Genomic DNA, 23,611 nt, shown 5'->3' on the forward strand with positions numbered 1-23,611 from the left:
CCAGCCTCTATCCTTCGCCAACAGAACAATCCCCCGACGGAAGCTCTCCGTTCGGGGGATTGTATATTGGAATCCGTTCTCACGAAGCCTTAGCATAGGCTCTCATTTAGTTTTGGGTTTCTCCCTTGTCCTCCAGCAAGACGATCGTCACCTCAATCTCTTGGCCCTCCATCATAAAGTTCTCATTGGGCCGGTAAAGGGTAACTGTTACCTCGTCTCCGGGAGCGTACCGCAGCAACAGATTAGACACGTCCCGCAGGCTTTCCACCGTCTCACCCTCAATGGCCACGATCACGTCTCCCACCTGGGCTTCGGTATCCTGGAAGGAGCTGTCCTCGTTAAACTCCGTAATGCGCAGGCCTCTCGGGATGCCATACATGCCCGCCATGGCTTGGTTCACTTCCGTGCATAGGATGCCCAACCGGGTTCGGCCCTTGATATAGCCGCCAGAAAGAAGCTCGTTGATGATAGGCTGGGCCCGGCTGACAGGAATGGCAAAGCCCATGCCCTCGTACCCATCCGTGATGATCTTGGAGGAGTTGATCCCCACCACCTGGCCATACATATTCACCAGAGGACCGCCGGAGTTGCCTGGGTTGATGGCCGCGTCGGTCTGGATGTAAGTCATGCCTTCCTGGCTGTACTTGCCCACCTCCCGGTTCAGACCGGAAATGATTCCCCGGGTCAAGGAGCTGGAAAACCGCGCTCCGCCCGGATTGCCGATGGCCAGCACCCACTCGCCCACGGAGAGCTCTCCCGCGTCGCCGAACTCCGCAGGGGTGAAATTGTGGTCGTTGGTTTTCAGCACCGCCAAATCCGTGGTGCGGTCCACGCCTACTACTACTGCGTCATATTCCTGGCCGTCATAGGCAGTCACCTTTACCACCGTATTTTTGGAGTTGAGCACCACATGAGAATTGGTGATAATATACCCATCGCTGGTGGCAATGATGCCCGTGCCAGTGCTCTCACTGGAATTCCCCTCTCGAGTCAGGGTAGCGGATACCGTCACAGTAGAGGGCACTACCCGATTGTATACCCCCTCCGCGTCCAACGTCTCTCCACCGGGTCTCTCCGTAATGTGAATTCCGTCCGTGTTGGGAGTTACGTCTACTTGAGGGCGTTCCGGCTGCTCTTCCTCTTCATCGCCGCCCTCGTTCTCAGAAGGCTTCCGGGGCTCCTCCTCGTCCTCTCTGGGATCGGGAATGTCGTAGCCAAAGGATGGCCGCCGGTTCTCCTCCGCAGCGTGGACCGCCGCCAGAGCCAGATAGACTCCCCCGCCGATGATGGCAATGACCGAAAGAACCCCGGTAATCCAGAGGAAAATCTTCAGGCCCCGGCTCATTTTCTTTTTCGGCGGCTGGACCGGCCGGGGCTGGAATCCATTATAGCCGCCATAATAGACAGGTGCCGGATAGTAAGGCTGGGGAACCTGCACCCGCTGCTCTCCATAAGGGCCATATCCATAGGGGGGATATCCCGGCTGAGGCTGCTGAACGGGCTGGCCAGGCCAGGGCTGCGGGTAAGGCTGCTGATATCCCTGGGACGGTTGGGGATAAACCGGATAGTACGGCTGCTGGGGAGGATAAGGTTGGCCGGGCCACGGAGCTGGCTGGGGCTGCGCCGGGGGCTCCTGGTCCCCCACTCCTCTGGAGTTCTCCATCTCTTCTTTGCTTCTCTGAGGGATTTCTGGCTCGTCACCCTCTGGGAGGACCGGCTCTATGGGTTCTGCCTGCCCTGACGGGAGCGGCTCCTGGGAGAATTCCTCCTGGAGAGGCTCCTCTCGCTTCTCTGCCGCCTCCGGATCCGGCTGAATCTCCTGGTTCTCCACCGCCTCTCGGGAAAGTTCCCCGCCGCTTTCGCTGGGAGTCCCCTCCTGTTCCCTCTCCTCTTCCGGCATGTTGTCCCCATTCCAGAATTCACTCATCTTCCTTACTCCTTTCGCTTTCCGTCTTCTTCGGCTTCTTGGCCCTGGGCTCCTTGAGCCGGGGCGAACCGCCCTGCTGGCTTTCTTTCAGCTTCGGCGCTTCCTGAGGCTTGGGCAGGTAAAATTCAAACCGGCAGAACTGCCCCTGCACAGAGGTCACCTGGATATTTCCCCCGTGGAGCTGTAAGATTGTGCGTACCAGATACAGCCCCAGGCCCATGCCGTTTTTATCCCGGCTGCGGGATTTATCCCCTTTATAAAACCGGTCGAACACCATGGGCAGGTCCTCAGAGGCAATCCCGGGCCCGGTATTCTCAATCATCACCGTAGTGCGGTCAATACTGTCTGCGGTCAGAACCTTGATCGCACCTCCCTGATTGGTAAATTTTACCGCGTTTTCCACTAAATTATACACAACCTGGTGTAAAAGGTCCTGATCCCCATAGACCTGGATGGGCGCGGCCTCTTCCAGGCCCTGAATCTCAATCTGTTTTTCATCAATGCCTTGCTCAAAGGTAAGCAGTGTGGCCACCAGGGTATGGGTGATGTCAAAATAGCTGGGATGGATCTTCATCTCCCCGCTGTCGATACGGGACAGATCCAGCATGGATTTCACCAGCCGGGACAGGCGCTTCACCTCGTCGGACACAATGTGAAGGTATTTGTCCTGTTCCTCCTTCGGAATGGTGCTGTCCAGTATGCCGTCGATAAATCCGGCGATGGTGGTCATAGGCGTTTTCAGCTCATGGGACACATTGGCGATAAAGCTGCGGCGCATCCCTTCAGAATTGGAGAGGGAGTCCGCCATATTGTTGAAGGACACGGCCAGCTGGCCCAACTCGTCCTCCCGGGTGACGGGTACCCGCAGGGAAAAGTCTCCCGCGCCAAAGCTCCTGGCCGCCAGAGACATCAGCCGCAGCGGCTTTACCAGCCGGTATACGAAAGCCCCCACCACGCAGAAGGTCACTGCCAGAGCCGCCACCGCCGCCAAAAGAAAGATCTTTAGCGCCTCTATCATCATGGCATTGATTGTGGCCGGGCTGGTGGCAGCGAATACCACGCCCACGCAGGGGCCCTCTTCCGGAGCGGAAACCGGTACTCCGATGATGTAGTAGCTGTCCCGGTACAGACCGTCGAGGCTGCTGCGGCCCTCATACATGCCCGCTGCCGCCTGATCCACATAATAGCTGGGGGCCTTCTCCAGCTTCTCCAACTTACTGTTGGCAAAGCTGCCCAAAAGCACCCTGCCCTCTAGGTCCGTAATAAAGATGTCCGCGTCGATGCTGGTGGAAAAGCTACTCAAAAACCCCCGTAAGGCATCGGTTCGCAACTCATATTTTCCAGGGCTTTTCTCTGTCAGAAACTGGCTCGCCATGGCGGAGATAGAGGAAGCGTTCTGGGTGAGCAGTTCCTTCTTCTCCCCCCGCCAATACTGGCCAAAGAACACCATCATCGCTCCCCCCAGCATCACAAAGCTGAGGAAGATAATCGCCATAGTAATGCTCAGGTATCGACTAAAAATGCTTCTCTGCATAGGGGGCTCAGTCCTTTGCCTCAAACTTATAGCCCACGCCCCAAACTGTTTTCAGCGTCCATTTGTCTGAGACGCCCTCCAGCTTCTCCCGCAGACGCTTGATATGCACGTCCACCGTTCGGCTATCTCCATAATAGTCGAATCCCCAGACCTCGTCCAGCAGCTGGTCCCGGGTAAAGACCCGGTTGGGGTTGGAGGCCAGGTGGTAGATGAGCTCCATCTCCTTAGGCGGAGTGTCCACCTGCACACCCTTTACCTTCAGCTCATAGTTAGTCAAATTGATGACCAGATTATCATAAGAAACCTCTTTGCTGTCGTCCTGACGGCCGCCGCTTTTCCCGCTGCGCCGGAGCACGGCGTTGATCCTGGCCACCACTTCTTTGGTTTCAAAGGGCTTCACCACATAGTCGTCCGCCCCCAGCTCCAGGCCCAGCACTTTGTCAAACACCTCTCCTTTGGCGGTGAGCATGATGATAGGGCAAGAGGACTTCTTTCGGATCTCCCGGCACACCTGCCAGCCGTCCAGGCCAGGAAGCATAATGTCCAGGAGGATCAGGTCTGGGGCAGTCCCGTCAAACTTCTTCAGGGCGCTCTCCCCATCGTTGGCTATGCAGGTTTCAAAGCCCTCCTTTTCCATGTACAGCCGCAACAGCTCGCATATATTCTTGTCATCGTCCACAATCAGGATTTTCCCGGAAGCCATGAACTCACTCCTTCTCTATATTGGCCAGCATCCTTCATCCACGCAATCTTCCCGTTCAAGCCTTTTCTTCCATTTTTAACTATTTTAACCCCTAACTGTGGCAAAAGCAAGAAAAACAAGTGAATATTGCGTGAATAAACCCAGGGCCTTTTCGCGTTACTCGCTGTCATCCATAGAGGTAATCTTTCTGCTTGCCAGGTCTAGCAGGAACGAATCCACAAATTCGAAATCATACTTGGAGCTTCCGTCCCCTGTCAGGCGGCTGATCTCCAGTCTGGCCTCTCCTACCAGATACTTCTGGTCCCACAAAAAGCTGACCTCCACCCTGCCGCTGGCGTTGGTCCGGCCGGAGCATTCCAGCGCTTCCCCAGATTCCGCGTTATAGGCGGCTATCTCGAAACGCCCGATTTCCGCCACGCTCATTCCCGAGAATCGTAAGTCGACGGTAAACCCTCCGTCTCCTATGGAAAGCTCTTCCGCGCTGATCTCTCCGGACTCTCCCGCCGAAGGCGTGGGGAACGGGGGATAGGGAGTGTGACCAGTAACCTCCGCCGGAACGAACACCCCGTCTGTCTCGGAACTGCCGCTGGACAGGGAATAGGGCGTCCCACCCCCCAGCCCCTTTTCCGCCGGACCGGGCTCCCGGGTTCCAAAGCCTAGGTTGCTGGCCAGCCAGGGGCCCCAGCTGACGGCGCAGGCGACCACCAGGCAGGCCGCCACTGCCCAACCGGTCCAGCTCATCCACCGATGCTTCACAGTCTCAGGGGGAACCTCTACCCACTTTTTCTCCTGTATCTTTCCATGGTCTTTCTTGAGAAGCGTCGGTCCCTCCCGGACACGGCCTGGAGCGTCCAGACCCAGCTTTTCCAGGGTGCGGGCGAAAACTGCATCCTCGTCTACGGAGACGGGCTCTACGTTTCTCAGCTCATCGGGAAACGCCCGGTTTACCAGCTTATCAATTTCACTCATAGCAGGCAGTCCTCCTTCATCAAAACTTTTCGCAGCTTTTCTCTTCCCCTGGCCAGCCGGCTCTTAATGGCGGACTGGTTTTTCTCCATTTCACTGGCAATCTGGCTTACCGGCTGATGCCAGAAATAGTGCCGCAGAAAAACCTCCCGGTCCACGGATTCCATACTGTCCACTGCGCTTCTCACCAGCCGTATTCTCTCTTCTTTTTCCAAACGCCCCTGGGGTGAGCTGCTGTCGAAAATCAGGTTCTCCTCCAGCATCTCAGTGTATTGATGCGCTCTCTGGCATTTCAAGGCGGCGTTTCTCGCCACCACCGCCAGCCAATATTTCAAGTCGCTGTCGTCCCGAAGTCTCTCCGCGTTTTCCCACAGGGCCACAAAAGCGTCCGAACTCAGCTCCTCCACGTCCTGTGGCGTACCCGCGTTCCCAAGGGTTTTCTGGATGACCGCCGCCACATATCTGGCATAGCGGCGGATGGCTATTTCCAGGGCGGACTGTTCCTTCCGCCGTATTTGAATAAGAATGTCATAATCCCCTCTCATGCACTGTCACTCCGCTCTTTTCTTTCTATCTATAAGAATCCCTTTGGCAAGGGATTGGTTGCATGAAAAAATATTTTTCTCAAATTTTTCTGTTTTGCCTTGCGAATCCCCGCTGGAGAGTATATCATGTAACTATGGAGTGCGCTTCGGCCCCACCACCTTTGAAAAGGTGGACGAAACTTTTCCCCTGGACAGTTTTGACCGGTCCAGCTGGTCGAAACTTGGCAACGCCAAGTTTACAGCTAGTCAGGGGTCTGAGGTGCTGGTCCTCGGTGGGGACCGTCAAGCACCGACCGAACCGGCAGGTGAGAAGATCCCCCCCAGCTGCCGGAGGCCAAAACATACTCTCAATAAAGTATACTTTTGGAGAGACAAGTATGCAATAGCAGGAACAAAGATAAGGAGGAATTTTATGGACAAGCAGTTGACCATTTGGACCGTCATTGGCATTTATGCCCTCTTTATGCTGGTGATTGGCATTCTCTACTCCCGCAAAGGTGCCGATATGGCATCTTTCACTGTGGGCGGACGCAGCGCCGGGGCCTGGATCTCGGCCCTCTCCTATGGCACCGCCTATTTTTCCGCCGTGATGTTCATCGGATACTCCGGCGGCTCCGGCTGGAGCTACGGCCTGTGGAGCGTGCTGGTGGGCATTGGCAACGCAGTGTTCGGCTCCCTGCTGGCATGGCTGGTTCTTGCCAACCGCACCCGGGAGTATACCCGCCGCCACGACATCAAATCCATGCCCCAGCTCTTTGAAAAGCGCTTCCAGAGCCCGGCCATGCGCCTGTTCGCCTGCGTGGTGATCTTTCTGTTCCTGATCCCCTACTCCGCCTCGGTGTACAAAGGGCTCACCAGCGTCTGTGCGGTGATTCTGGGCATCGACGAGCAGGTCTGCATGATTATCATCGCCATTGCCTCGGCCCTGCTGCTGATCCTAGGGGGCTACATCGCCACCCTCAAGGCGGACTTCTTCCAGGGCTTCGTCATGATGATCGGCGTGAGCGCCCTCATTGTGCTGGTGGTACTCTCCCCCCAGGTGGGCGGGCTCTCCACAGGCCTTGGGAACATGATGGAGTACATGAAGTCCCACGAGATGGCCCCCCTCTCCGGGAAATCTACCGTGGCGCTGGTCTCCACCATCCTGATGACCAGCTTCGGCACCTGGGGCCTGCCCCAGATGGTGCACAAATACTACGGCATCCGGGACGCCCAGGAGGTCCGGCGGGGCACGGTGATCTCCACCATATTCGCCCTGCTGGTGGCGGGAGGCGGCTACTTCATCGGCTCCTTCTCCCATCTCTTCTTCGGGGAGACCATGCCCGAGGGCGGCAAAGACTTTCTGGTGCCCCTGATGCTGGACAGCGCCGGCCTGCCTAACCTGCTCATCGGCGTGATTCTGGTGCTGCTGATCTCCGCCTCGGTGTCCACCCTGTCCAGCATCACCCTGACGGCCTGCTCCACCGTGTCCATGGACCTGGTGAAGCCCACCCTGGCCAAGAATATAGATGACAAAAATCTAGCGGCCCTCACCAGGATTCTCTGCCTGTGCTTTGTGGTGCTCAGCTATTTCATCGCCAACTACCCCACGCCCATTCTGGAGATGATGTCCTACTCCTGGGGGATTATCTCCGGGTCCTTCCTGGCGCCCTACCTGCTCTCCCTGTACTGGAAGGGCATCAACCGCACCGGGGCCTGGGCGGGGATGCTGGGCGGCTTCCTGACGGCCTTCGTGCCCGCGGCGGCCTCCGGGTTCACCACGCCGGACGGCCCCCTCTACGCCTGCTGCGCCATGGTGGTCTCCTTTGTGCTGTGCTTCGTGGGCAGTAAGATCGGCGCGCGCGGCGCTGCAAATGGCGAAAAAGCATAGCTAAGATTTCATTTTGGGTTGAGCTGAGCGAACTAACGCCAAACACATTGACCGGTCCAGCTGGTCAGCTGGCGGTTCCGATTTCCAGGGGACGCTTTTTCTCAGTTGCAAAAGAGTTCATCTTGTTTCACAAGATGAACTCTCCGCGTCCCCTCTTAAGAGTTTTGCTTTGCAAAACTCGGACAGTTAATCAAGTGAAACGATGATTAACTGTTATTCACCACCCTGGCAAAAATGCGCTTCTCAGGTGTTAAGGTCAAGAGCTAAGACCGTGGGACGTTGCTAAGGCACACCCTACCAGGGGCCTAGATGCCTGAGACTTGGCTTCGCCAAGTCTTGGACCGCATAATGTGTTGGGGCTATGCGAAAAACGTTAAAACGTTCACGACGAGCAAAGCGAGGAGTGGGTAAAAGTTTGTGGGATTTGGGGGTAAGCGTTCTGCCGGATACTTGGCAAAGCCAAGTATTGCAGACAACGCCGCGAACCGACCAAGCCGACAGGCGAGACCCAACGCCCCAAGGTCTCCAAAAAGAGAATGGAGGAAGCCTCGGCTTCCCCCATTCTTTTTGCTTTCAGCAGGCTGGCTGCTACTTACTTCTGGTTGGTCTTGTTGCTCATATACTCATCCATCCGCGCGGCCTGGGCGTCGTAGATCTCCTGGGCCTCGGCAACAGCCTCTTCCAGGCCATAGCCGTTCAGAGTGGCAATGTAGTTGTCCCAGTTGTCCAGAGAATCCTGGCCGCCGATGACATTCCACATGTACTCGTTCTTGGTGTCGGTAACGTCGGTGCTGATGTCAACCCAGGTGGTCAGGTCGGCGGGGTTCCGCCACTCGATCAGGTGGGCGGCCATGTCGCGGCTGGCATCGCCGGATTTCTTGAACAGCGCGGTGGTCTCGGGAATGTTGGAGATCAGGCCCTCGTCCTTGCGGTTGAACAGGTTGTTGAACAGGTTCAGGCCGATGTTCTGGGTGTTGTTCTCCTCTCCCTCGGGAGCGATGATGGGATTGTAGATGCCGTCCTCAATGGTGTAGTCCTCGCCCTCGACACCGTAGCGGCGCTCGATGTAGTTCTCCAGGCCGCACATGTCGTCATACATGGCGTACAGGCGCTCGGGATCCGTAGCGGTATCGGTGATGCCGAAGTGAGCCCAGGCGGCGCTGGTGGCAGGATCTTCCTGGGGATTGCCGTTCTCGCCCTTCACCATGTCGATGGGAACCCACTTGGCGTCGGGATTGTTGGCGTAGAAGCTCATCATGGTGCCGGAATCAGGGTTGTTGTAGGCGCACCAGCTATAGGTCACGCCGAAGCCGCCGTTGGCCATCTCCTCGTCGCGGTCGGTGTCGGTGGTGATGCTGGGCACAATGTAGCCCTTCTTATAGAGCTCGGCCACGTCACCCCACCACTTCTTGGTGTTCTCGGTGGTAGGACCAAAGGCCACCTTGCCGTTGTCGTCCACAACCCAGCGGTCATAGTGGGTGTAGTCATAGGCCTGAATCCAGGGCCAGAAGGAGCGGGGGTCGTAGCCGTCGCCGCCCAGGCCGTAGGTGTCGTCCTTGCCGTTCTTGTCGGGGTCGTCCTCGGTAAAGGCGCGCATGATCTCTTCCAGCTCGTCAATGGTGGTGGGGGCCTTCAGGTTCAGATTGTCCAGCCAGTCCTGACGGATCCACAGGCACTCACAGGAGGGCTCGGACACGTCGCCGGGGATGCGGTAGATGGCGCCGTCGTCCTCAGTGACATAGAACAGGGTCTTGGGGTCCATCTTGTTGTAGTAGTCCCGGATGTTGGTGTACTTGTTCATGTAGCCGGAGACGTCCACCAGCTTGCCGGCGGCCTTCCATTGCAGGAACTCGTTGTCCATGCTCCACCACCACATCATGTTAGGGGTGTCGTCGGAGGCCATCATCAGGTTGATCTGAGAGGGGGCGTCGGACCAGCCGGGAAGCACAACCAGCTCGATGTTCACGTTGTACTTCTCTTCCAGCATCTTCTCCACGCGGCTCTCGGTCTGGGTGAAGCCGGTCATGATGGCGATGGAAACGTCCATGGTCTCCTCGCAGGCTGTGGGATCGATCTTGTCGCCGGTGGCGGTGTTGCCGTCCTCGGCCTCGCTGCTCTCATCGCCGCCGTCCTCGTTCTGGGCGGAGCTGGTCTCAGAGCTGCTTCCTTCGGTCTTGGAGCTGCTGGAATCGCCGCCGTTGCTGCCGCACGCGGCGAACAGGCTGACGCACATGGCCAGAACCAGCAGGTAGCACAGGACCTGTTTCACTAGCTTTTTCAATTTGGTTTCCTCCTTGCATAAAATGCATTTTATAATGGATTATCAGCCGCCCCGGAGAGCGGCCGGTAATCGATGAAATTTGGGCGGGATCTCGAAAGTGTCCAAAACACGCGCTTTTAGGACGACATTTTGGCCTTCGGCGGTTTAGGGGCTCTGCCCCTAAAAACCCCGCAACCTTTGAAAAGGTTGACGAAACTTTTTCCCTGGTCAGCTTTAACCGGTCCAGCTGGTCAAAACTTGGCAATGCCAAGTTTATAGCTGGCGCGGGTGTGGGGTGAGCGTCTGCCAGTGGCAGACAAGCCGCGAACCGACCGAACCGGCAGGTGAGACCCGCGCAGGCCCACGACCTTGCCGTAGGGCGTGACCTGTACGCCCGAAGGCCTCCCATCACTTCAAAAAGCATTCAATCTGGACATCTTATCCCTTCACGCCGCCGATCATGACGCCCTTCACGAAGTGCTTCTGCACGAAGGGATACACGATCAGGATGGGCACCGTGGCAACCACGATGGAGGCCGCCTTGATGGTGACGGCGTTGGCGTCGCTCTGCTGGCGCACGTTCACGCCCGCCTGCTGCATGGCCTGCTGGGTGTTGGTGAGCATCTGGCGCAGCACGGTCTGCAGGGGCCACTTATCCACGTCCCGGATGTACAGAACGGCAGAGAAGTAGTCGTTCCAGTACATGACCGCGTTGAAGAGCATGATGGTGGCGATGGTGGCCTTGGACAGGGGCAGGATGATGCTGAAGAAGATGCGCATATCGTTGGCGCCATCGATGCGGGCGGACTCCTCCAGAGCCTCTGGAATGGAGAGGAAGAAATTCTTCATCAGAATGCAGTTATAGGCGCTGACCATGCCGGGCAGAATCAGGGCCCAGCGGCTGTCATACAGGCCCAGGCTGCGGATCAGCAGGTAGTTGGGGATCATGCCGGCGCTGAAGATCATGGTGAACAACACCAGGAACATGATAATTTTGCTGCCCCGCAGACGGCTTTTACTCAGGGGATAGGCAGTCATGGCCGTGAGTAGGGTGCCCAGGGTAGAGCCGATGGCCGTGACGAAGATGGTGGTGGCGAAGCCGTTATAGATCTGGGGGTTCTTGAACACGGACTGATAGGTGCCGATGCTGAAATCCTTGGGGTACAGGAAGATGCCTCCCCGCAGAGCCTGCTCCGTAGAGCTCAAGGACTGCATCAGCACATGCCAGAAGGGATAGAGCATAATCAGGCACAGCAGGGTAAAGAAGGTATAGTTAAAGACAGTGAAGCATTTCTCCCCCACAGAGGTCTTGATTCTGTTCTCGCGCTGGATCTCGCCGGCCGCGATGTCAATCGTAGGTTTTGCCATGAATATCCCTCCTTACCAAACGCCTTCGTTGCCGGATTTTTTCGCCACAAAGTTCACGGAGACGATGAGAATCAGGGCAATGACAGATTTGAACATACCGGCGGCAGTACTGAAGGAATAGCTGGTCTTTTGAATGCCGAGGCGGTATACGTAAGTATCGATGATGTCGGCCACCTCGTAAACAGGGGCGGAGTAGAGCATGAAGATCTGGTCGAAGCCGGCGTTCAGGATGTTGTTGCAGTTGAGAATCAGCATGATGATCACCGTGGGCATAATGGCCGGGATGGTCACATGCAACAGCTGCTTGAACCGCTTGGCGCCGTCGATGGAGGCCGCCTCGTAGAGCTGGGGGTCCACGCCGGAGAGGGCCGCGAAATAGATGATGGTGCCCCAGCCCATGCCCTTATAGATATCGCTGATGACCAGCATGGGCACAAACGCGCCTTTATCCGTGAGCACCTGCATATCCTGCCCGGTAATCCCCTTAAGCAGGCTGGTGATGATGCCGTTGGTTGGATCCAGGAAGTTCATGATCAGGCCGGCCATAATAACCCAGGAGATGAAGTAGGGCAGGTACAGAAGGGTCTGGGCCACTTTCTTGAACTTTAGATTGCGCATTTCATTCATCATCAGCGCCAGAATAATGGGAATGGGGAAGCCGATGACCATTTTCAGAATCGCAATGTAAAGCGTGTTTCCCAGAACCTGCCCAAATTTTGGCTTGGTGAACAGGTCGATAAACTGGCCGAACCCTACCCATTCGCTCTCAGCGGGTGCAAAGGCATTGTACTCCATAAACGCGATGCGCAAGTCGTACATAGGGATGTAGCGGAAGATGAAGATTAATGCAATGCCGGGAAGCATCAGCAGATACAGCCATCTATCCCGCAGGATGTCGGCAAGCAGTTTGCCCCAGTAACCGTATTGCTTCGGCGCTTTCGGCGTTGCGCTGGCGGTTGCCATAGCGAGCCCTCCTCTTATGGATAATGATAGGATTGCATTCCGTTTAAATAACGGAATGCGGCGAAGGGGCGCCCCTTCGCGAAGTCATGGGTATATTATAGCAAATCTACTAGGAATTGTAAACAGTATTTCGTGATTGTTACTAAACTGTAACCTTTTTGTCAAGAGAAGCGCCCTGCTGAAGCTATCTTTTAGAGATTTTGACCGTCCCCTTCCCTTGGAAAGCCCAGGCAAAACCGCCAATTTCTGCCTTTCAAACCAAGGGCCCCGCCGGATCCGGATGCTTCCGGACCGGCAGAGCCGTCATATTTCAGCAGAAATCTCCGTTCTCGTTTTGTGAGGAGGCCGCTGGGGTCGCTCCGATCCGCTCCCTGACCTTTGCCTCAAAATATTCGTTGAGCCCCGCCTGTGGCAGCAAAGACCGCAGCCGCTCCTTTACTCTTGCCAGTTCTTCCCCCTCGTACACGTTCAGCAGACACAGGAGGAAGTCCACCTCATCCTGCTTGCCGCACACCTCCAGAACCTGCGGCAGATGCTGTTCGATGAGGCCCCTTTCCCCCGTCTCGGCGGCCGCATGGATCAGCTCCAGCCAGATGGGCAAATTTCCTGTGGCGGGCGGGAACAGCATCTCTCTGGCCGGGCCCTCTGCCGCTTCCAGAATCTCCTCATAGTCCTGCCGGTTCCCCAGCATGGCGAAATAGCGCAGCAGGGAGGTCTGGCTGGGGCGCTCCATAAAATCTGCTCTGCGCTGCGCCACGGCCTCCCGGCCCCGGCCAATATTGTCGCACAGCTGGTCCCTTTGCAATCTCATCTTCAGATACCAGGGATGTTCCGGATCCCCTTCTGTTTTTTCCGCAAAGCGGTCCGCGATGGCAAAGGCGCGCTGAAAGGCCTCCCGCCCCAGCTGGATCCACATATGGGTCTTTTCCGCCTCCAGCTGGTCCCGCTCTTCTTCCAACTCGGTAAGATCTCCCCCGCCGTTTTTCAAAAGGGCGTCAATGGATTGGATCTGGGAATCAATAAATCCCATGGCCTCCCGAAAAGAACGGCCATCCCGGAGCACCGAGTATTTTGCCACCAGATCCTCTGTGCGCGTCCGGGAGGTCGCCCCGAACAGCTCGTCGATGCTGACCCCGAAAAAGGCGGCGATCCTGGGCAGCAGTGTGATTTCCGGCGCGCCGTTGCCCACCTCCCACCGGGACACGGTCTGAGGGGCCAGAAAGAGATATTCCGCCAACTGTGTCTGGGTGATGTTCCTTTCCTGCCGCAGCAGGGCGATTTTTTCTCCGATTGCCAAATTCATAACCATTCCTCCATGCTTTCATGCTTTGATTGGGCCTTCCGACCTGCTTCAACTATAACATGGGGGAAGCCCGGTGTCCAGCAAGCCTCCATTGCAAATTCCGCAACAAAAAGTGGAGCTGGACATTCTCTGGGAATTTCTGGGGTATCCGGCTCCATTTTGTTCATGCATTTTTATATGGGCGCGTGGGTGCTCGCGCTGGCTGATTGCGGCACACGGCGCAAAGAATGGCGAAAGGAGATAGGGAAGTTTCGCCGTGTGACATGAGTTTTGCAAAGCAAAACTCGGATAGTTAACCGAGCGCAGCGAGTGTTAACCTATTATTCACCACCCTGGCAAAAATGCGCTTCTCAGGTGTTTAAGGTCCAGAGAAAAGACCTTGGAGGCGCTGAGACAACCCCACGCCCTTAACCTTGCCTCACCCCTTCTCCTGGCGCTTCATGCTCAGGGAGATGCGCTTTTTCTTCTCGTCCACCTCCAACACCGTCACGTCCACCACGTCCCCCACGGTGACCACCTCGCTGGGGCGGCGCACAAACCGGTCGCTGAGCTGGGACACATGCACCAGCCCGTCCTGGTGCACCCCGATGTCCACAAAGGCGCCGAAGTCCACCACATTCCGCACTGTGCCCGTCAGCTTCATTCCTGGCTTCAGATCAGAGATGTCCATTACATCCGTGCGCAGAAGGGGTGGGGGCAGCTGGTCCCGGGGATCCCGGCCAGGCTTTTGCAGCTCGGCGGCAATATCCCGCAAGGTAGGCAGACCCACTCCGCAGTCCTCCGCCGCTTTCTCCAGGCCGAATTCCTTTAACCGGCTGTCCAGTTCCGAAAGCTGCCCCACATCCACCAAAGTATACCCGCACAATCCCAAGAGCTTCTCCGCCGCTTTATAGGATTCCGGGTGCACAGCGGTGTGGTCCAACACATTTTTGCTTTCCGGCACCCGCAGAAATCCCGCGCACTGTTCAAAAGCCTTGGGGCCCAGCTTTGGCACCTTCAAAAGCTCCCGGCGGGTTTGAAAGCTGCCGTTTTCCTCCCGGTATACCGTCACATTCTGGGCCACCGTGGGGCTGATCCCCGCCACCCGCCGCAAAAGGGAGGGCGACGCGGTGTTCAGATCCACCCCCACTGCGTTCACGCAGTCCTCCACCACGCCGTCCAGAGTTTCTGAGAGCCGGGCTCCCGGCATGTCGTGCTGATACTGGCCCACGCCGATCGCCTTGGGATCAATCTTCACCAGCTCTGCCAGAGGGTCCTGCAAGCGTCGGGCAATGGACACCGCAGACCGCAGGGACACGTCATAGTCCGGAAACTCCTGGGCTCCCAGCTTGGAGGCGGAGTACACCGAAGCCCCCGCCTCGCTCACTACGGCATAGGACACATCCTTCCCGTATTCCTGGATGAACTGGCTGACGAACAGCTCCGACTCCCGTCCGGCAGTACCGTTACCGATAGCGATACAGGTGATCCCATGGCGGTCGCAGAGCCCCCGCAGCACCTTCTTGGACTCCTCCACCTTGTTGTGGGGCTTGGTGGGATAGATCACAGCAGTTTCCAGCACCTTGCCCGTCTCGTCCACCACCGCCAGCTTGCATCCAGTACGGTAGGCCGGGTCAAACCCCAGGGTTACCTTCCCCCGCACAGGGGGCTGCATGAGCAAGGGGCGAAGGTTCAGGGCAAAGGTGTGAATGGCCTGTTCACAGGCATCCCCGGTGAGGTTTTTCCGCACCTCCCGTTCCAGGGACGGAAAGATGAGCCTGTCCCAGGCGTCCTCCGCTACTTCCCCCAGCAAGTCCAGAAAGGGATGCCGGGGGTCCAATTCCCGAAGGATCATCCGCGCCGGCCCCCAATCTCCCGGCTCTACGGAGACTCTCAGAATTCCCTCCCGCTCGCCCCGGTCCATGGCCAGAATCTGATGGCTTTGCAAACGGCGTAGGGATTCTTGGAACTCATAATACAGCCGGTAGACGGTATCCTCCTCTGTGTTGGCGGTGCTGCGCAGGCTCCCCCTCCGGGCGATGTTTTCCCGCAGGCGCTTGCGGATTTCCGCGCTGTCGGAGAAATCCTCAGCCACAATGTCCTTCGCGCCCTGGAGAGCGGCGGCCGCGTCCGGCAAGTCCTTTTCCGGATCCGCCAGGGCCTCCGCCATAGCTTGCAGGCCGGAGAGAGTCAGCCTTTTGCCGGAAGCGTCTTTCCCGGTGAAAAGGGCCTGGGCCAAAGGCTCCAGCCCTCGCTCTCTGGCCACACTGGCCCGGGTTTTCCGCTTGGGGCGGTAGGGACGGTACAGGTCCTCCACCTCGGCCATGGTTTTAGCCGATGCCACCGCCGACTCCAGTTCCGGAGTGAGCTTTTCCTGGGCGGCCACAGCCGCCAGCACCTCGGCCTTCCGCTGCTCCAGGCCCCGCAAGTATTGCAGGCGGTCCGCCAGCAGGCGGATGGCCTGGTCATCCATAGCGCCGTGCTGTTCTTTGCGGTAGCGGGCAATAAAGGGCACGGTGTTGCCCTGGTCCAGAAGGTCTGCCACGGCCTGGGCGTGGTCCGGCCGGACATTCAATTCCTGGGCCAGGGTTTCGATCATATTATCCATAAGTCACCTCAGTTCTTTATTTGACTGCTTTCAGCGGGGAGGGGGGCGGCGTGTCCGAAGTCTAGAGCATACTCAATCGTATACTTGTAATTAAGTATACTTTTCTAGAGTAATACTGTGTGGCCTCCGCCGCCACAGATCGGCGGCTACGGCAAGGTCGTGGGCCTACGCGGGTCTCACCTGCCGGTTCGGTCGGTTCGCAGCTTATCTGCCACTGGCAGATGCTCACCCCACACCCGCGCCAGCTTAAGACCAGCTGAACCGGTCAAAGCTAACCAGGGTAAAAGTTTTTGATCCAAACTTTTTTCAAAAAGTTTGGTCCAGTCCAGGGTGAAACCCTGGCTGCCAGGGGCCAAAACATACTCCCCCAAAGTTATACTTTCTGAGAATATGTTTTATTATAGCACAATCTTCCTCCCTGTGCAAACAAAAAGCTGGAGCTTCCTTTTCAGAGAGTCCCAGCCCTTGCCTTATAGTTAACGCATCTCTACCCGCGGACTTCCTTTATCTCAAAGCTCTCACGGATACTGTCCCGGGCTTCCCGCAGGCTTGCAAATTCGCCCCCATGTATCATCTGCACCAGAAGATTCCCGATAGCGGTCCCCTCTACCGGCCCGGCGAATACCGGAAGGCCAGTTGCCCGGGCGGTCAGTTCGTTCAAATAGGAGTCCTGGCACCCGCCGCCCACAATGTTCACACTGGTGTAGGCCTTGCCGGTAAGGCCCGACAGCTTTTCAACTGCATTCCTATAGCATTTTGCCAGGCTTCTGTACACGCACTGCATCAGCTGGCCTACCGTCTCCGGCGCTGGTTGGGCGGTATCCCGGCAGGCTTGTTTCACCGCCTCCGTCATGCTGTCCGGCGAGAGGAAGCGCTCCTGGTTCACGTCTACCACAGAGGGAAAATCCGCCGCTTCTCGGGCTGCCTGTCCCAGCTCTGGGAAACTCCATTTCTTTTCACCAGCGGCGCGGCTTTCCCTGCCCTCCACATAGGCAACGCCGTTCAGCTCACGTCGGATGGACTGAATCATCCACAGCCCCATGATATTTTGCAGATACCGGAACCGCCCCCATGCCCCCCCTTCGTTGGTGAAACCGGCCAGGCGGGAAGCCTCGCCGGAAAGGGGCGCGCCGTTCTCCACGCCTAAAAGAGACCAGGTGCCGCTGGAGATGTATACGGCCTTATCGTCCCGGGCGGGAACAGCCAAAAAGGCGGATCCGGTGTCATGGGAGGCGGGCAAGACCACCATGGCATCAAAACCTACAAGCTCCTGAATCCCTGGCCGCAGGCTTCCCACCATCGTGCCGGGCATGGAGAGCTCTCCAAACAGTCTTTCCGGCAGCCCCAGCCGGGCAATCAACTCTTTATCCCAGGCCTTTTTCTCCGCGTTTACCAGACCGCTGGTTGTTGCCTCAGTATATTCCTGGCGCTTCTCTCCTGTAAGCAGGAAGCCCAGGTAATCGGGAATCATCAAAAGGCTTTCCGCCCGCTCCAGCTGCTCCGGATGATCCCGCTTCAAGGCCATAAGCTGATACACAGTGTTGAAGCTCTGCTTCTGGATTCCCGTGCGGGCGTACAGCTCCTCCTGAGAAATCAGGGCTTCCACCAGCCGGTCGGCCCCCTGGGTGCGGAGATCCCGGTAGGCCACAGCGCTGCCCAGCAAATTATCCCGGCCGTCCAGCAATGCAAAGTCCACGCCCCAGGTATCCAGGCCCACTGTGGTTGGAATTTTCCCCTGATCCCCGCAAGACTTGAGCCCGGCGAGGATGCCCTGCCACAGGTTATCCATGTCCCAGCAGTCGCAGCCGTTCTGATGGATCTGCCGGTTTTCGAACCGGTAGACCTCCTCCAAAATGATCCTTCCCGCCTGCACATGTCCCAGAATATGCCGCCCCGAGGACGCCCCCACGTCGATTGCCAAATAGTATTTACGCATAGCCGCCTCCTTAAACCCGGGGAGTCCTCCCCTCTCTTCACTCTATTTTGAAAAGGACGCTGGCCTTTCGGGAAAGCCAGCGAGCCTTTTCTTTATAATAAATCCTTTTTGTCTTAGAAGAGCACTTTTTTCCCGGTACGCTGGGCTTCGTAGGCCCCTACCATGAATTTAGTCAGCGCCACCGCGTCGTCAATGCCATTGGGAGCCTCGCCCACGCCGTCCACCGCGTCGATCCAGGCATCGATGGGCATAGTAGAGGCCTCGGGCAGGTCCTCCATCATCACCGGCTTGCCTTCGGTCTCCTTGCAGCTGTACTCTAGGGTGTTGTTGTGTACCAGCAGAGAGCCCTCGGTGCCGCTCATTTCCAGAATGTAGGAATTGCCTGTGGTGACGAAGCCCGTCTCCGACACGCCCACAGCCCCGTCCGCGAACTCGATCACGGACACCGCATTGTCCTCTACGCCCTTGCCCGTCACCTGGGTAAACATAGATACAATGGACTTGGGCTCGCCCATAAACCAATGCAGCGTATACATGGGATGGGCGCCCAGATCGATCATAGCCCCGCCGCCGGTCTGAGCGGCATCAAAGAAATGGGGGGGCAGCCAGCCGGCGGAGCTGCCATTGTGGGCGTCCCGAACCCGGGCATATGTAATTTTCCCCAGCTTACCTCTTTCTACCAGGGCTTTGGCAGCCTTCAGCGTAGGCCAGGTCTTGTGGGGGTAGGAGATGGTAAATTTCACCCCGCTGTCCCGCACGGCCTGGGCGATCTCCTCCGCCTCCTCGTTGGTAAAGGCCAGCACTTTTTCGGTGAAAATATGCTTGCCTGCTTTTGCCGCAGCTTTGAGTACCTCTGTGTGCTGATACGTGGCAGTAGTAATCTGAACCGCCTCGATAGAGCTGTCCGCCCAGATAGCCTCCAGATCCGGTTGGAAGGGAACCCCCAGCTTTTCCGCCACAGCCTGGCCCCGCTGGACGTCGTCATCCCAGATGCAGCACAGCTCCGCCTTAGGGTTTTTCTGAATAGCAGTGGCATACTCCATGGTATGGACATGCCATGCGCCAATAGTTGCTATTTTCATAATCAAACGCATCCTCTCTTTATTTTTCCGGCAGGCTTCCGCCGTTTGATGTAATTGTACACGCTTTTTACTAAAACCGCAATAGCTTTCCGCATTTCCTTGAAATTTCTTTTTCATCCCGAAAGTGGGAAAGGCCCCCGCAGTTTGACAGTAAAGGGGGAAATATAGTAAAGGTACTTGAAAATCGGTAAATGCGGTTTTCAAGCTGGGCGGTGATTTATGCTCTAAGAGATTTGTTTATCTGATTTTTTGGTAAAGAAGTAGAAGCTCTTAAAGCATTTTACATTGAAGGAGGACGTGCCAATGCTGAAAAGAGTTTTGTCCCTTTTGACGCGCAGATAGATGGAAATGAGCTTTCCCGAGTTCAGGAAAGCGGGTATGCGTCCATGGGCTTCATGGAGTTATAGTTAATTATGTTCAAAAGAATCAAAGGATTCTTTTGAACCAGGCGGGGAGGAAATACCTCCTGAGCTGCCTAAGAAGCCATACCAATAGGCGTTTGTATTCCCCTTTCCGGCAAATTCAGCCGGGAAGGGGCGTTGTGAAAACTTGCCAATCGCCAGATTGCTTCTCTCCACTGAATTTGCTCAAAAATCGGAACACAAATCCTATCGGTACAGCTTCTAACTTTAGAACAGGCTTTGCCAGTTATAAAGTTAATTTACTATATAACAAACGCGCCTGAGAGTCTGGCGGATGAAAAAAGGATGGCCTCTATGGAAGCCATCCCTTTTCTATGCGGTTATATTACATATAATATGCTAGGATCATTCATTTCCGGCGGCCTTGGTAATGGCCTTTTTCTTCCATTTGCCCCGGAGATAGGCTACCACCGTCAGAAGCGCGCCCACCACCCAGGAGATCAGCAGGGACAGGAACAGGGGGTCCGGCGTACCGGAACCCATAGCGCCGCCCTCGGGCCTGGTAAGGAACTCTAATCCATAGGCCACGGGCACCCGCACCACCACCGTGGTGATAATAGAAATCCACATGGGGGTCATGGTATCCCCGGCGCCCCGCATCACGCCGGAAAGGATTTGGGTCACGGACATGGCTATGTAGCCCACGGCCAGGGTGTTCAGCATCCGTTGGCCCAGGTCAATGACCTCCGGCGTACTGGTAAACATCATCATCAGGTACTTGCCGAAAATCAGAATCAGCCCTACCAACACCACAGATACAGACACGCCCATAATCATTCCGGACTTCGCGCCTTTTTCTGTGCGGTCCAGTCTGCCCGCACCCATGTTCTGGCCGGTATAGGTGGTCATGGCGGAGCCAAAGGTGAAATTGGGCATCATGGCGAAGCCATCCACCCGCATGACCACCGTATTGGCCGCCAGAACTGCTGTGCCAAAGGAGTTGGTCAGATTCTGCACAATAATCATGGCAAAGGAAAAGATAGCCTGGGTCAAGCCGCTGGGCAGGCCTAGCTTGGACAGCCGCTTCACAAATATAGACTTGGGCCAGAGGCTGCGCCAGGTCAGGGTGAAGTGCTCCTTCATCCGCAGCAGACGGATCATGCACAGCACTCCGGAGATAAACTGAGAGAGAATGGTTGCCCAGGCTGCGCCGGCCACACCCATCTGAAATCCTGCCACAAACCATACGTCTAGGCCGATGTTCAGGAAACAGGCCACTAATAGGAAAACCAGGGGCATGATAGCGTCTCCTAAGCCCCGGAGCACGCCGGAGATCACGTTATAAAAGGCGCTACCCAAAAAGCCGATAAACAGAATCAGCATATATTCACAGGCCATGTCTAAAATGTCTGTGGGAGTATCCAGCATAGTCAGCACTGGCCGGGTGATAATAGGGCCCAGAACCATAACAAAAATTGTGCAGGCCAAGGTGGCGGTGATGGTAGTGCCAATGGTGTCCGCCAGGTTGTCCCGTTCTTTGGCCCCGAAATACTGGGAGGCCATGACGCTGGCCCCCACGGAGACGCCCATGAACAGCACCAACAGTAGGTTGATAACCGGGCCGCTGGCGCCGATGGCCGCCAGCGCGCCGTCGCCCACGTAGTTGCCCACCACGATGGAGTCCACCGTGCTATAAAGCTGCTGGGCCATGTTGCCAATAAGCAGGGGAACCGAGAACCGGATCAGATTCCGGGTAGGGCTGCCCACAGTCATATCCTGCGCTTCAAACAGCGAGGAGAGCTTGCTTGCCATAGAAATACATCCTTCCTTCCCTTAAAAAGCCGCGTATTGAGTTGATATAGTTCGGACGCGAACAAACCTTTCTTCTATTATATCATAACCCATGGTTTCCCACAAGCTGGGTGAAGTGCTGAATTTGTTGATATTCTTGGAAGAACTTTGGCGTTTTTAACGGAAGAAGTTCGTTCGCCGTAGGAACTTTTAGAGAAGGTATTGCTATAGTTAACGCAGTTCAAAAGAGGTATACCTCTTTTGAACCAGGCGGCGCAGCAACTGTTGTGCCGCCTAGCTTGAAAATCGGTATATACCGATTTTCAAGTGCGTTTACTATAAAACAGGGGAAAACCTAATCGCAAACTGGTTTATGATACTCCATCTGAACATCGCAAGGTTCCCGTTCTACATGATAGGGGTCATACTCCAGGGCTTCCACGCAGCCCATATCCCGGTAGAAGGCTTGGGACTCCTCTGCGGACATGGCGGAAATATATAACTTCTCGGCTCCAAAATTCCAGGCGCTCTCTGCGGCCAGCATAAACAGTTTCCGGCCCAGGCCCCGGCGGCGCATGTCCTCTGAGACATGGAGTTCCGCCAGCACCGCATACTGTTTCCGGCTGCCGATGAGCCGTGCCTCCACGCTGGAAAATCCTTTTAAACTCCCGTCGGAAAAGGCCCCCCAGACGGCGCCTCCTTCTGCCAAAACCTTCCGGAGTTGACCACAGACCCGCCGGTGGTCAGCTTCATCCCAATCATCAACAAAGGAGATATCTTTTAGCACCCATACTCCCTCAATCTTTCGCCAGCATTTTTCCACTTTTTGAAAGCGGCGGAAATGAGAAAACAGGACTGGGGAAATTTCCTCTTCAGTGAGCCGGCGATATATCAAGTCCATGAGATCCCTCCTGAAAAGTATAGTAAAGGAAAGAGGACCCCCGAAGGGCCCCCTCCTGTGAATAGCTGTGCATGATATGGCTTTACACGGGTATGACCAAGGTGATAATGCGCAGAGCGAACAGGCCGAAAGCGACCCACATGACCGGATGAATTTCCTTCACCTTGCCGGTGCAGACTTTTAGGATAACCCAGGCCAGAATACCGAACATGATGCCGTTTGCAATGGAATAGGTAAAGGGCATCATCACCAGAGCCAGGAAACCGCCCAGCACGTCTGCGATGTCCCCGTCGAACTTCATCTTCAGCACGGACTTCATCATCAGCAGGCCTACAAACAGCAAGGCGGGAGTGGTGGCGAAGCTGGGAATTGCCAGGAAGATGGGGGAGAGGAATAGAGCCAGCACAAACATCACCGCGCTGGAAACAGCGGTCAGGCCGGTACGGCCGCCCTCCGCCACGCCGGCGGTGGATTCCACATAACTGGTAACAGTGGAAGTGCCCAGCACAGACCCTACCACGGTGCCGATGGCATCGCTCATCAGGGCGGGACCTGCGTTGGGCAGTTCGCCCTTCTCGTTCAGCAGATTGCCCTGATCCGCCACGCCAATGAGGGTGCCAACAGTATCGAACAAGTCCACGAACAGGAAAGCAAACACAATCGCCGCAAAATTGATGAAGTGGGCGCCGATAAAGCTGAAATCAAACTGGAAGAAGGTGGGGGCCAAAGAGGGAGGCAGAATGCCGCTGGAGAAGTTGGGGATCAAAGAGTAAACCTCAGCCTCCACATTGACCACATACCAGCCGGACAGCTGGGCCAGAATGCCCAGAACCCAGGTGGCAAGGATGCCCCACAGAATGGCGCCCTTGACCTTGAAATGCCACATGATACCAATGAGAATCAGGCCTACGAAAGCCAGCACAACCTGGGGAGAGCCGAGGTTGCCCATGGTAACCAAGGTGGAGGGGTCTGCGGAAACGATACCAGCGCCCTTGAGGCCCACGATAGAGATGAACAGGCCGATTCCGGCGGAGATGCCATATTTCAAATTGGCGGGAACGGCGTTGACCAGGGCCTCCCGGAACTTAAAGATGGACAAGATGATGAAGATGACGCCTTCCACCAGAATGGCGGTCAGAGCAACCTTCCAAGGGTCGGTGACGCCCATGCCGGCCACCATGGGGCAGACGGTAAAGGCAAAGTAGGCGTTCAACCCCATACCGGAAGCCAGAGCCACCGGATAGTTGGCGAAGAACCCCATAATCAGCGTGGCGATGGCGGCGGATACCGCTGTAGCGGTAAAGACAGCGCCCCGATCCATGCCGGAAGCGGCAAGCATGGTGGGGTTCACGGCCAGAATGTAAGCCATGGAAAGGAACGTGGTGATACCGGCAATGACTTCTGTTCTTGTATCAGTGCCATGTTCCTTGAGCTTAAAATAAGCCAGCAGTTTTTCCAAAATTTTCACCCTCCTAAAAATTGAATAGTTCCTGCGGAAGAATCAGTGGGCAGG

At 56.3% G+C, this 23,611-nt stretch carries 16 protein-coding genes; 1 reads left to right on the top strand and 15 read right to left on the bottom strand.

Annotated elements, in window-relative coordinates; genetic code table 11:
• Window positions 1-106: 106 nt before the first annotated feature.
• The 5 genes from D7X94_RS02615 to D7X94_RS02635 form a co-directional block, all read right to left on the bottom strand.
• Complete coding sequence (locus D7X94_RS02615; RefSeq protein ID WP_120426144.1) at window positions 107-1,927, bottom strand: S1C family serine protease; 1,821 nt, start codon at window positions 1,925-1,927, stop codon at window positions 107-109.
• Complete coding sequence (locus tag D7X94_RS02620) at window positions 1,920-3,461, bottom strand: HAMP domain-containing sensor histidine kinase (RefSeq protein ID WP_120426145.1); 1,542 nt, start codon at window positions 3,459-3,461, stop codon at window positions 1,920-1,922. The genes D7X94_RS02615 and D7X94_RS02620 overlap by 8 nt, the downstream gene beginning before the upstream one ends.
• A 7-nt stretch (window positions 3,462-3,468) precedes the next feature.
• Window positions 3,469-4,164, bottom strand: a complete 696-nt coding sequence (locus tag D7X94_RS02625) for a response regulator transcription factor (protein ID WP_120426146.1) — start codon at window positions 4,162-4,164, stop codon at window positions 3,469-3,471.
• 156 nt (window positions 4,165-4,320) lie between these two features.
• Window positions 4,321-5,133: a hypothetical protein gene (locus D7X94_RS02630; RefSeq protein ID WP_120426147.1), complete on the bottom strand. Its 813-nt coding sequence runs from the start codon at window positions 5,131-5,133 to the stop codon at window positions 4,321-4,323.
• On the bottom strand, window positions 5,130-5,675 hold the full coding sequence (locus tag D7X94_RS02635; protein ID WP_120426148.1) for an RNA polymerase sigma factor: 546 nt from the start codon (window positions 5,673-5,675) through the stop codon (window positions 5,130-5,132). The genes D7X94_RS02630 and D7X94_RS02635 overlap by 4 nt, the downstream gene beginning before the upstream one ends.
• Before the next feature lie 412 nt (window positions 5,676-6,087).
• Here D7X94_RS02635 and D7X94_RS02640 point away from each other — a divergent pair, with 412 nt between their 5' ends.
• A complete protein-coding gene (locus D7X94_RS02640; protein ID WP_120426149.1) occupies window positions 6,088-7,545 on the top strand; it encodes a sodium:solute symporter family protein in 1,458 nt (485 codons plus the stop codon).
• Window positions 7,546-8,137: 592 nt separating this feature from the next.
• Here D7X94_RS02640 and D7X94_RS02645 read toward each other — a convergent pair.
• The 10 genes from D7X94_RS02645 to D7X94_RS02690 all read right to left on the bottom strand — a co-directional run bounded on the left by D7X94_RS02645 (window position 8,138) and on the right by D7X94_RS02690 (window position 23,557).
• Window positions 8,138-9,826 (bottom strand): extracellular solute-binding protein, encoded by a 1,689-nt coding sequence (locus D7X94_RS02645; RefSeq protein ID WP_120426150.1) that lies wholly within the window; start codon window positions 9,824-9,826, stop codon window positions 8,138-8,140.
• A gap of 417 nt (window positions 9,827-10,243) precedes the next feature.
• Window positions 10,244-11,173: a carbohydrate ABC transporter permease gene (locus D7X94_RS02650; protein WP_120426151.1), complete on the bottom strand. Its 930-nt coding sequence runs from the start codon at window positions 11,171-11,173 to the stop codon at window positions 10,244-10,246.
• Window positions 11,174-11,185: 12 nt separating this feature from the next.
• Window positions 11,186-12,136, bottom strand: coding sequence for an ABC transporter permease (locus D7X94_RS02655; RefSeq protein WP_120426152.1), 951 nt, complete (start codon window positions 12,134-12,136; stop codon window positions 11,186-11,188).
• A 310-nt stretch (window positions 12,137-12,446) separates the two neighbouring features.
• On the bottom strand, window positions 12,447-13,439 hold the full coding sequence (locus D7X94_RS02660) for a helix-turn-helix transcriptional regulator (protein WP_158590861.1): 993 nt from the start codon (window positions 13,437-13,439) through the stop codon (window positions 12,447-12,449).
• Window positions 13,440-13,857: 418 nt separating this feature from the next.
• Entirely contained in the window at window positions 13,858-16,026 is a 2,169-nt protein-coding gene (locus tag D7X94_RS02665) for a Tex family protein (protein ID WP_120426154.1), read from the bottom strand.
• Between the two features lie 487 nt (window positions 16,027-16,513).
• A complete protein-coding gene (locus D7X94_RS02670) occupies window positions 16,514-17,962 on the bottom strand; it encodes a rhamnulokinase (protein ID WP_120426155.1) in 1,449 nt (482 codons plus the stop codon).
• Window positions 17,963-18,075: 113 nt separating this feature from the next.
• Complete coding sequence (locus D7X94_RS02675) at window positions 18,076-19,044, bottom strand: Gfo/Idh/MocA family protein (RefSeq protein ID WP_158590862.1); 969 nt, start codon at window positions 19,042-19,044, stop codon at window positions 18,076-18,078.
• A gap of 767 nt (window positions 19,045-19,811) precedes the next feature.
• Window positions 19,812-21,218, bottom strand: coding sequence for an MATE family efflux transporter (locus D7X94_RS02680; RefSeq protein WP_120426157.1), 1,407 nt, complete (start codon window positions 21,216-21,218; stop codon window positions 19,812-19,814).
• A gap of 334 nt (window positions 21,219-21,552) precedes the next feature.
• Window positions 21,553-22,098 (bottom strand): GNAT family N-acetyltransferase, encoded by a 546-nt coding sequence (locus D7X94_RS02685; RefSeq protein ID WP_120426158.1) that lies wholly within the window; start codon window positions 22,096-22,098, stop codon window positions 21,553-21,555.
• 82 nt (window positions 22,099-22,180) lie between these two features.
• Complete coding sequence (locus tag D7X94_RS02690) at window positions 22,181-23,557, bottom strand: NCS2 family permease (RefSeq protein WP_120426159.1); 1,377 nt, start codon at window positions 23,555-23,557, stop codon at window positions 22,181-22,183.
• Window positions 23,558-23,611: the final 54 nt, after the last annotated feature.

Origin of the sequence: Acutalibacter sp. 1XD8-33 (assembly GCF_003612555.1) — a bacterium.
Lineage (GTDB): Bacteria > Bacillota > Clostridia > Oscillospirales > Acutalibacteraceae > Acutalibacter.

What these genes read in the sequence shown, in the direction of transcription:
- D7X94_RS02615 (WP_120426144.1), bottom strand. Translation starts at nt 1,927, where the DNA reads ATGAGTGAATTCTGGAATGGGGACAACATGCCGGAAGAGGAGAGGGAA.
- D7X94_RS02620 (WP_120426145.1), bottom strand. Translation starts at nt 3,461, where the DNA reads ATGCAGAGAAGCATTTTTAGTCGATACCTGAGCATTACTATGGCGATT.
- D7X94_RS02625 (WP_120426146.1), bottom strand. Translation starts at nt 4,164, where the DNA reads ATGGCTTCCGGGAAAATCCTGATTGTGGACGATGACAAGAATATATGC.
- D7X94_RS02630 (WP_120426147.1), bottom strand. Translation starts at nt 5,133, where the DNA reads ATGAGTGAAATTGATAAGCTGGTAAACCGGGCGTTTCCCGATGAGCTG.
- D7X94_RS02635 (WP_120426148.1), bottom strand. Translation starts at nt 5,675, where the DNA reads ATGAGAGGGGATTATGACATTCTTATTCAAATACGGCGGAAGGAACAG.
- D7X94_RS02640 (WP_120426149.1), top strand. Translation starts at nt 6,088, where the DNA reads ATGGACAAGCAGTTGACCATTTGGACCGTCATTGGCATTTATGCCCTC.
- D7X94_RS02650 (WP_120426151.1), bottom strand. Translation starts at nt 11,173, where the DNA reads ATGGCAAAACCTACGATTGACATCGCGGCCGGCGAGATCCAGCGCGAG.
- D7X94_RS02655 (WP_120426152.1), bottom strand. Translation starts at nt 12,136, where the DNA reads ATGGCAACCGCCAGCGCAACGCCGAAAGCGCCGAAGCAATACGGTTAC.
- D7X94_RS02660 (WP_158590861.1), bottom strand. Translation starts at nt 13,439, where the DNA reads ATGAATTTGGCAATCGGAGAAAAAATCGCCCTGCTGCGGCAGGAAAGG.
- D7X94_RS02665 (WP_120426154.1), bottom strand. Translation starts at nt 16,026, where the DNA reads ATGGATAATATGATCGAAACCCTGGCCCAGGAATTGAATGTCCGGCCG.
- D7X94_RS02670 (WP_120426155.1), bottom strand. Translation starts at nt 17,962, where the DNA reads ATGCGTAAATACTATTTGGCAATCGACGTGGGGGCGTCCTCGGGGCGG.
- D7X94_RS02675 (WP_158590862.1), bottom strand. Translation starts at nt 19,044, where the DNA reads ATGAAAATAGCAACTATTGGCGCATGGCATGTCCATACCATGGAGTAT.
- D7X94_RS02680 (WP_120426157.1), bottom strand. Translation starts at nt 21,218, where the DNA reads ATGGCAAGCAAGCTCTCCTCGCTGTTTGAAGCGCAGGATATGACTGTG.
- D7X94_RS02685 (WP_120426158.1), bottom strand. Translation starts at nt 22,098, where the DNA reads ATGGACTTGATATATCGCCGGCTCACTGAAGAGGAAATTTCCCCAGTC.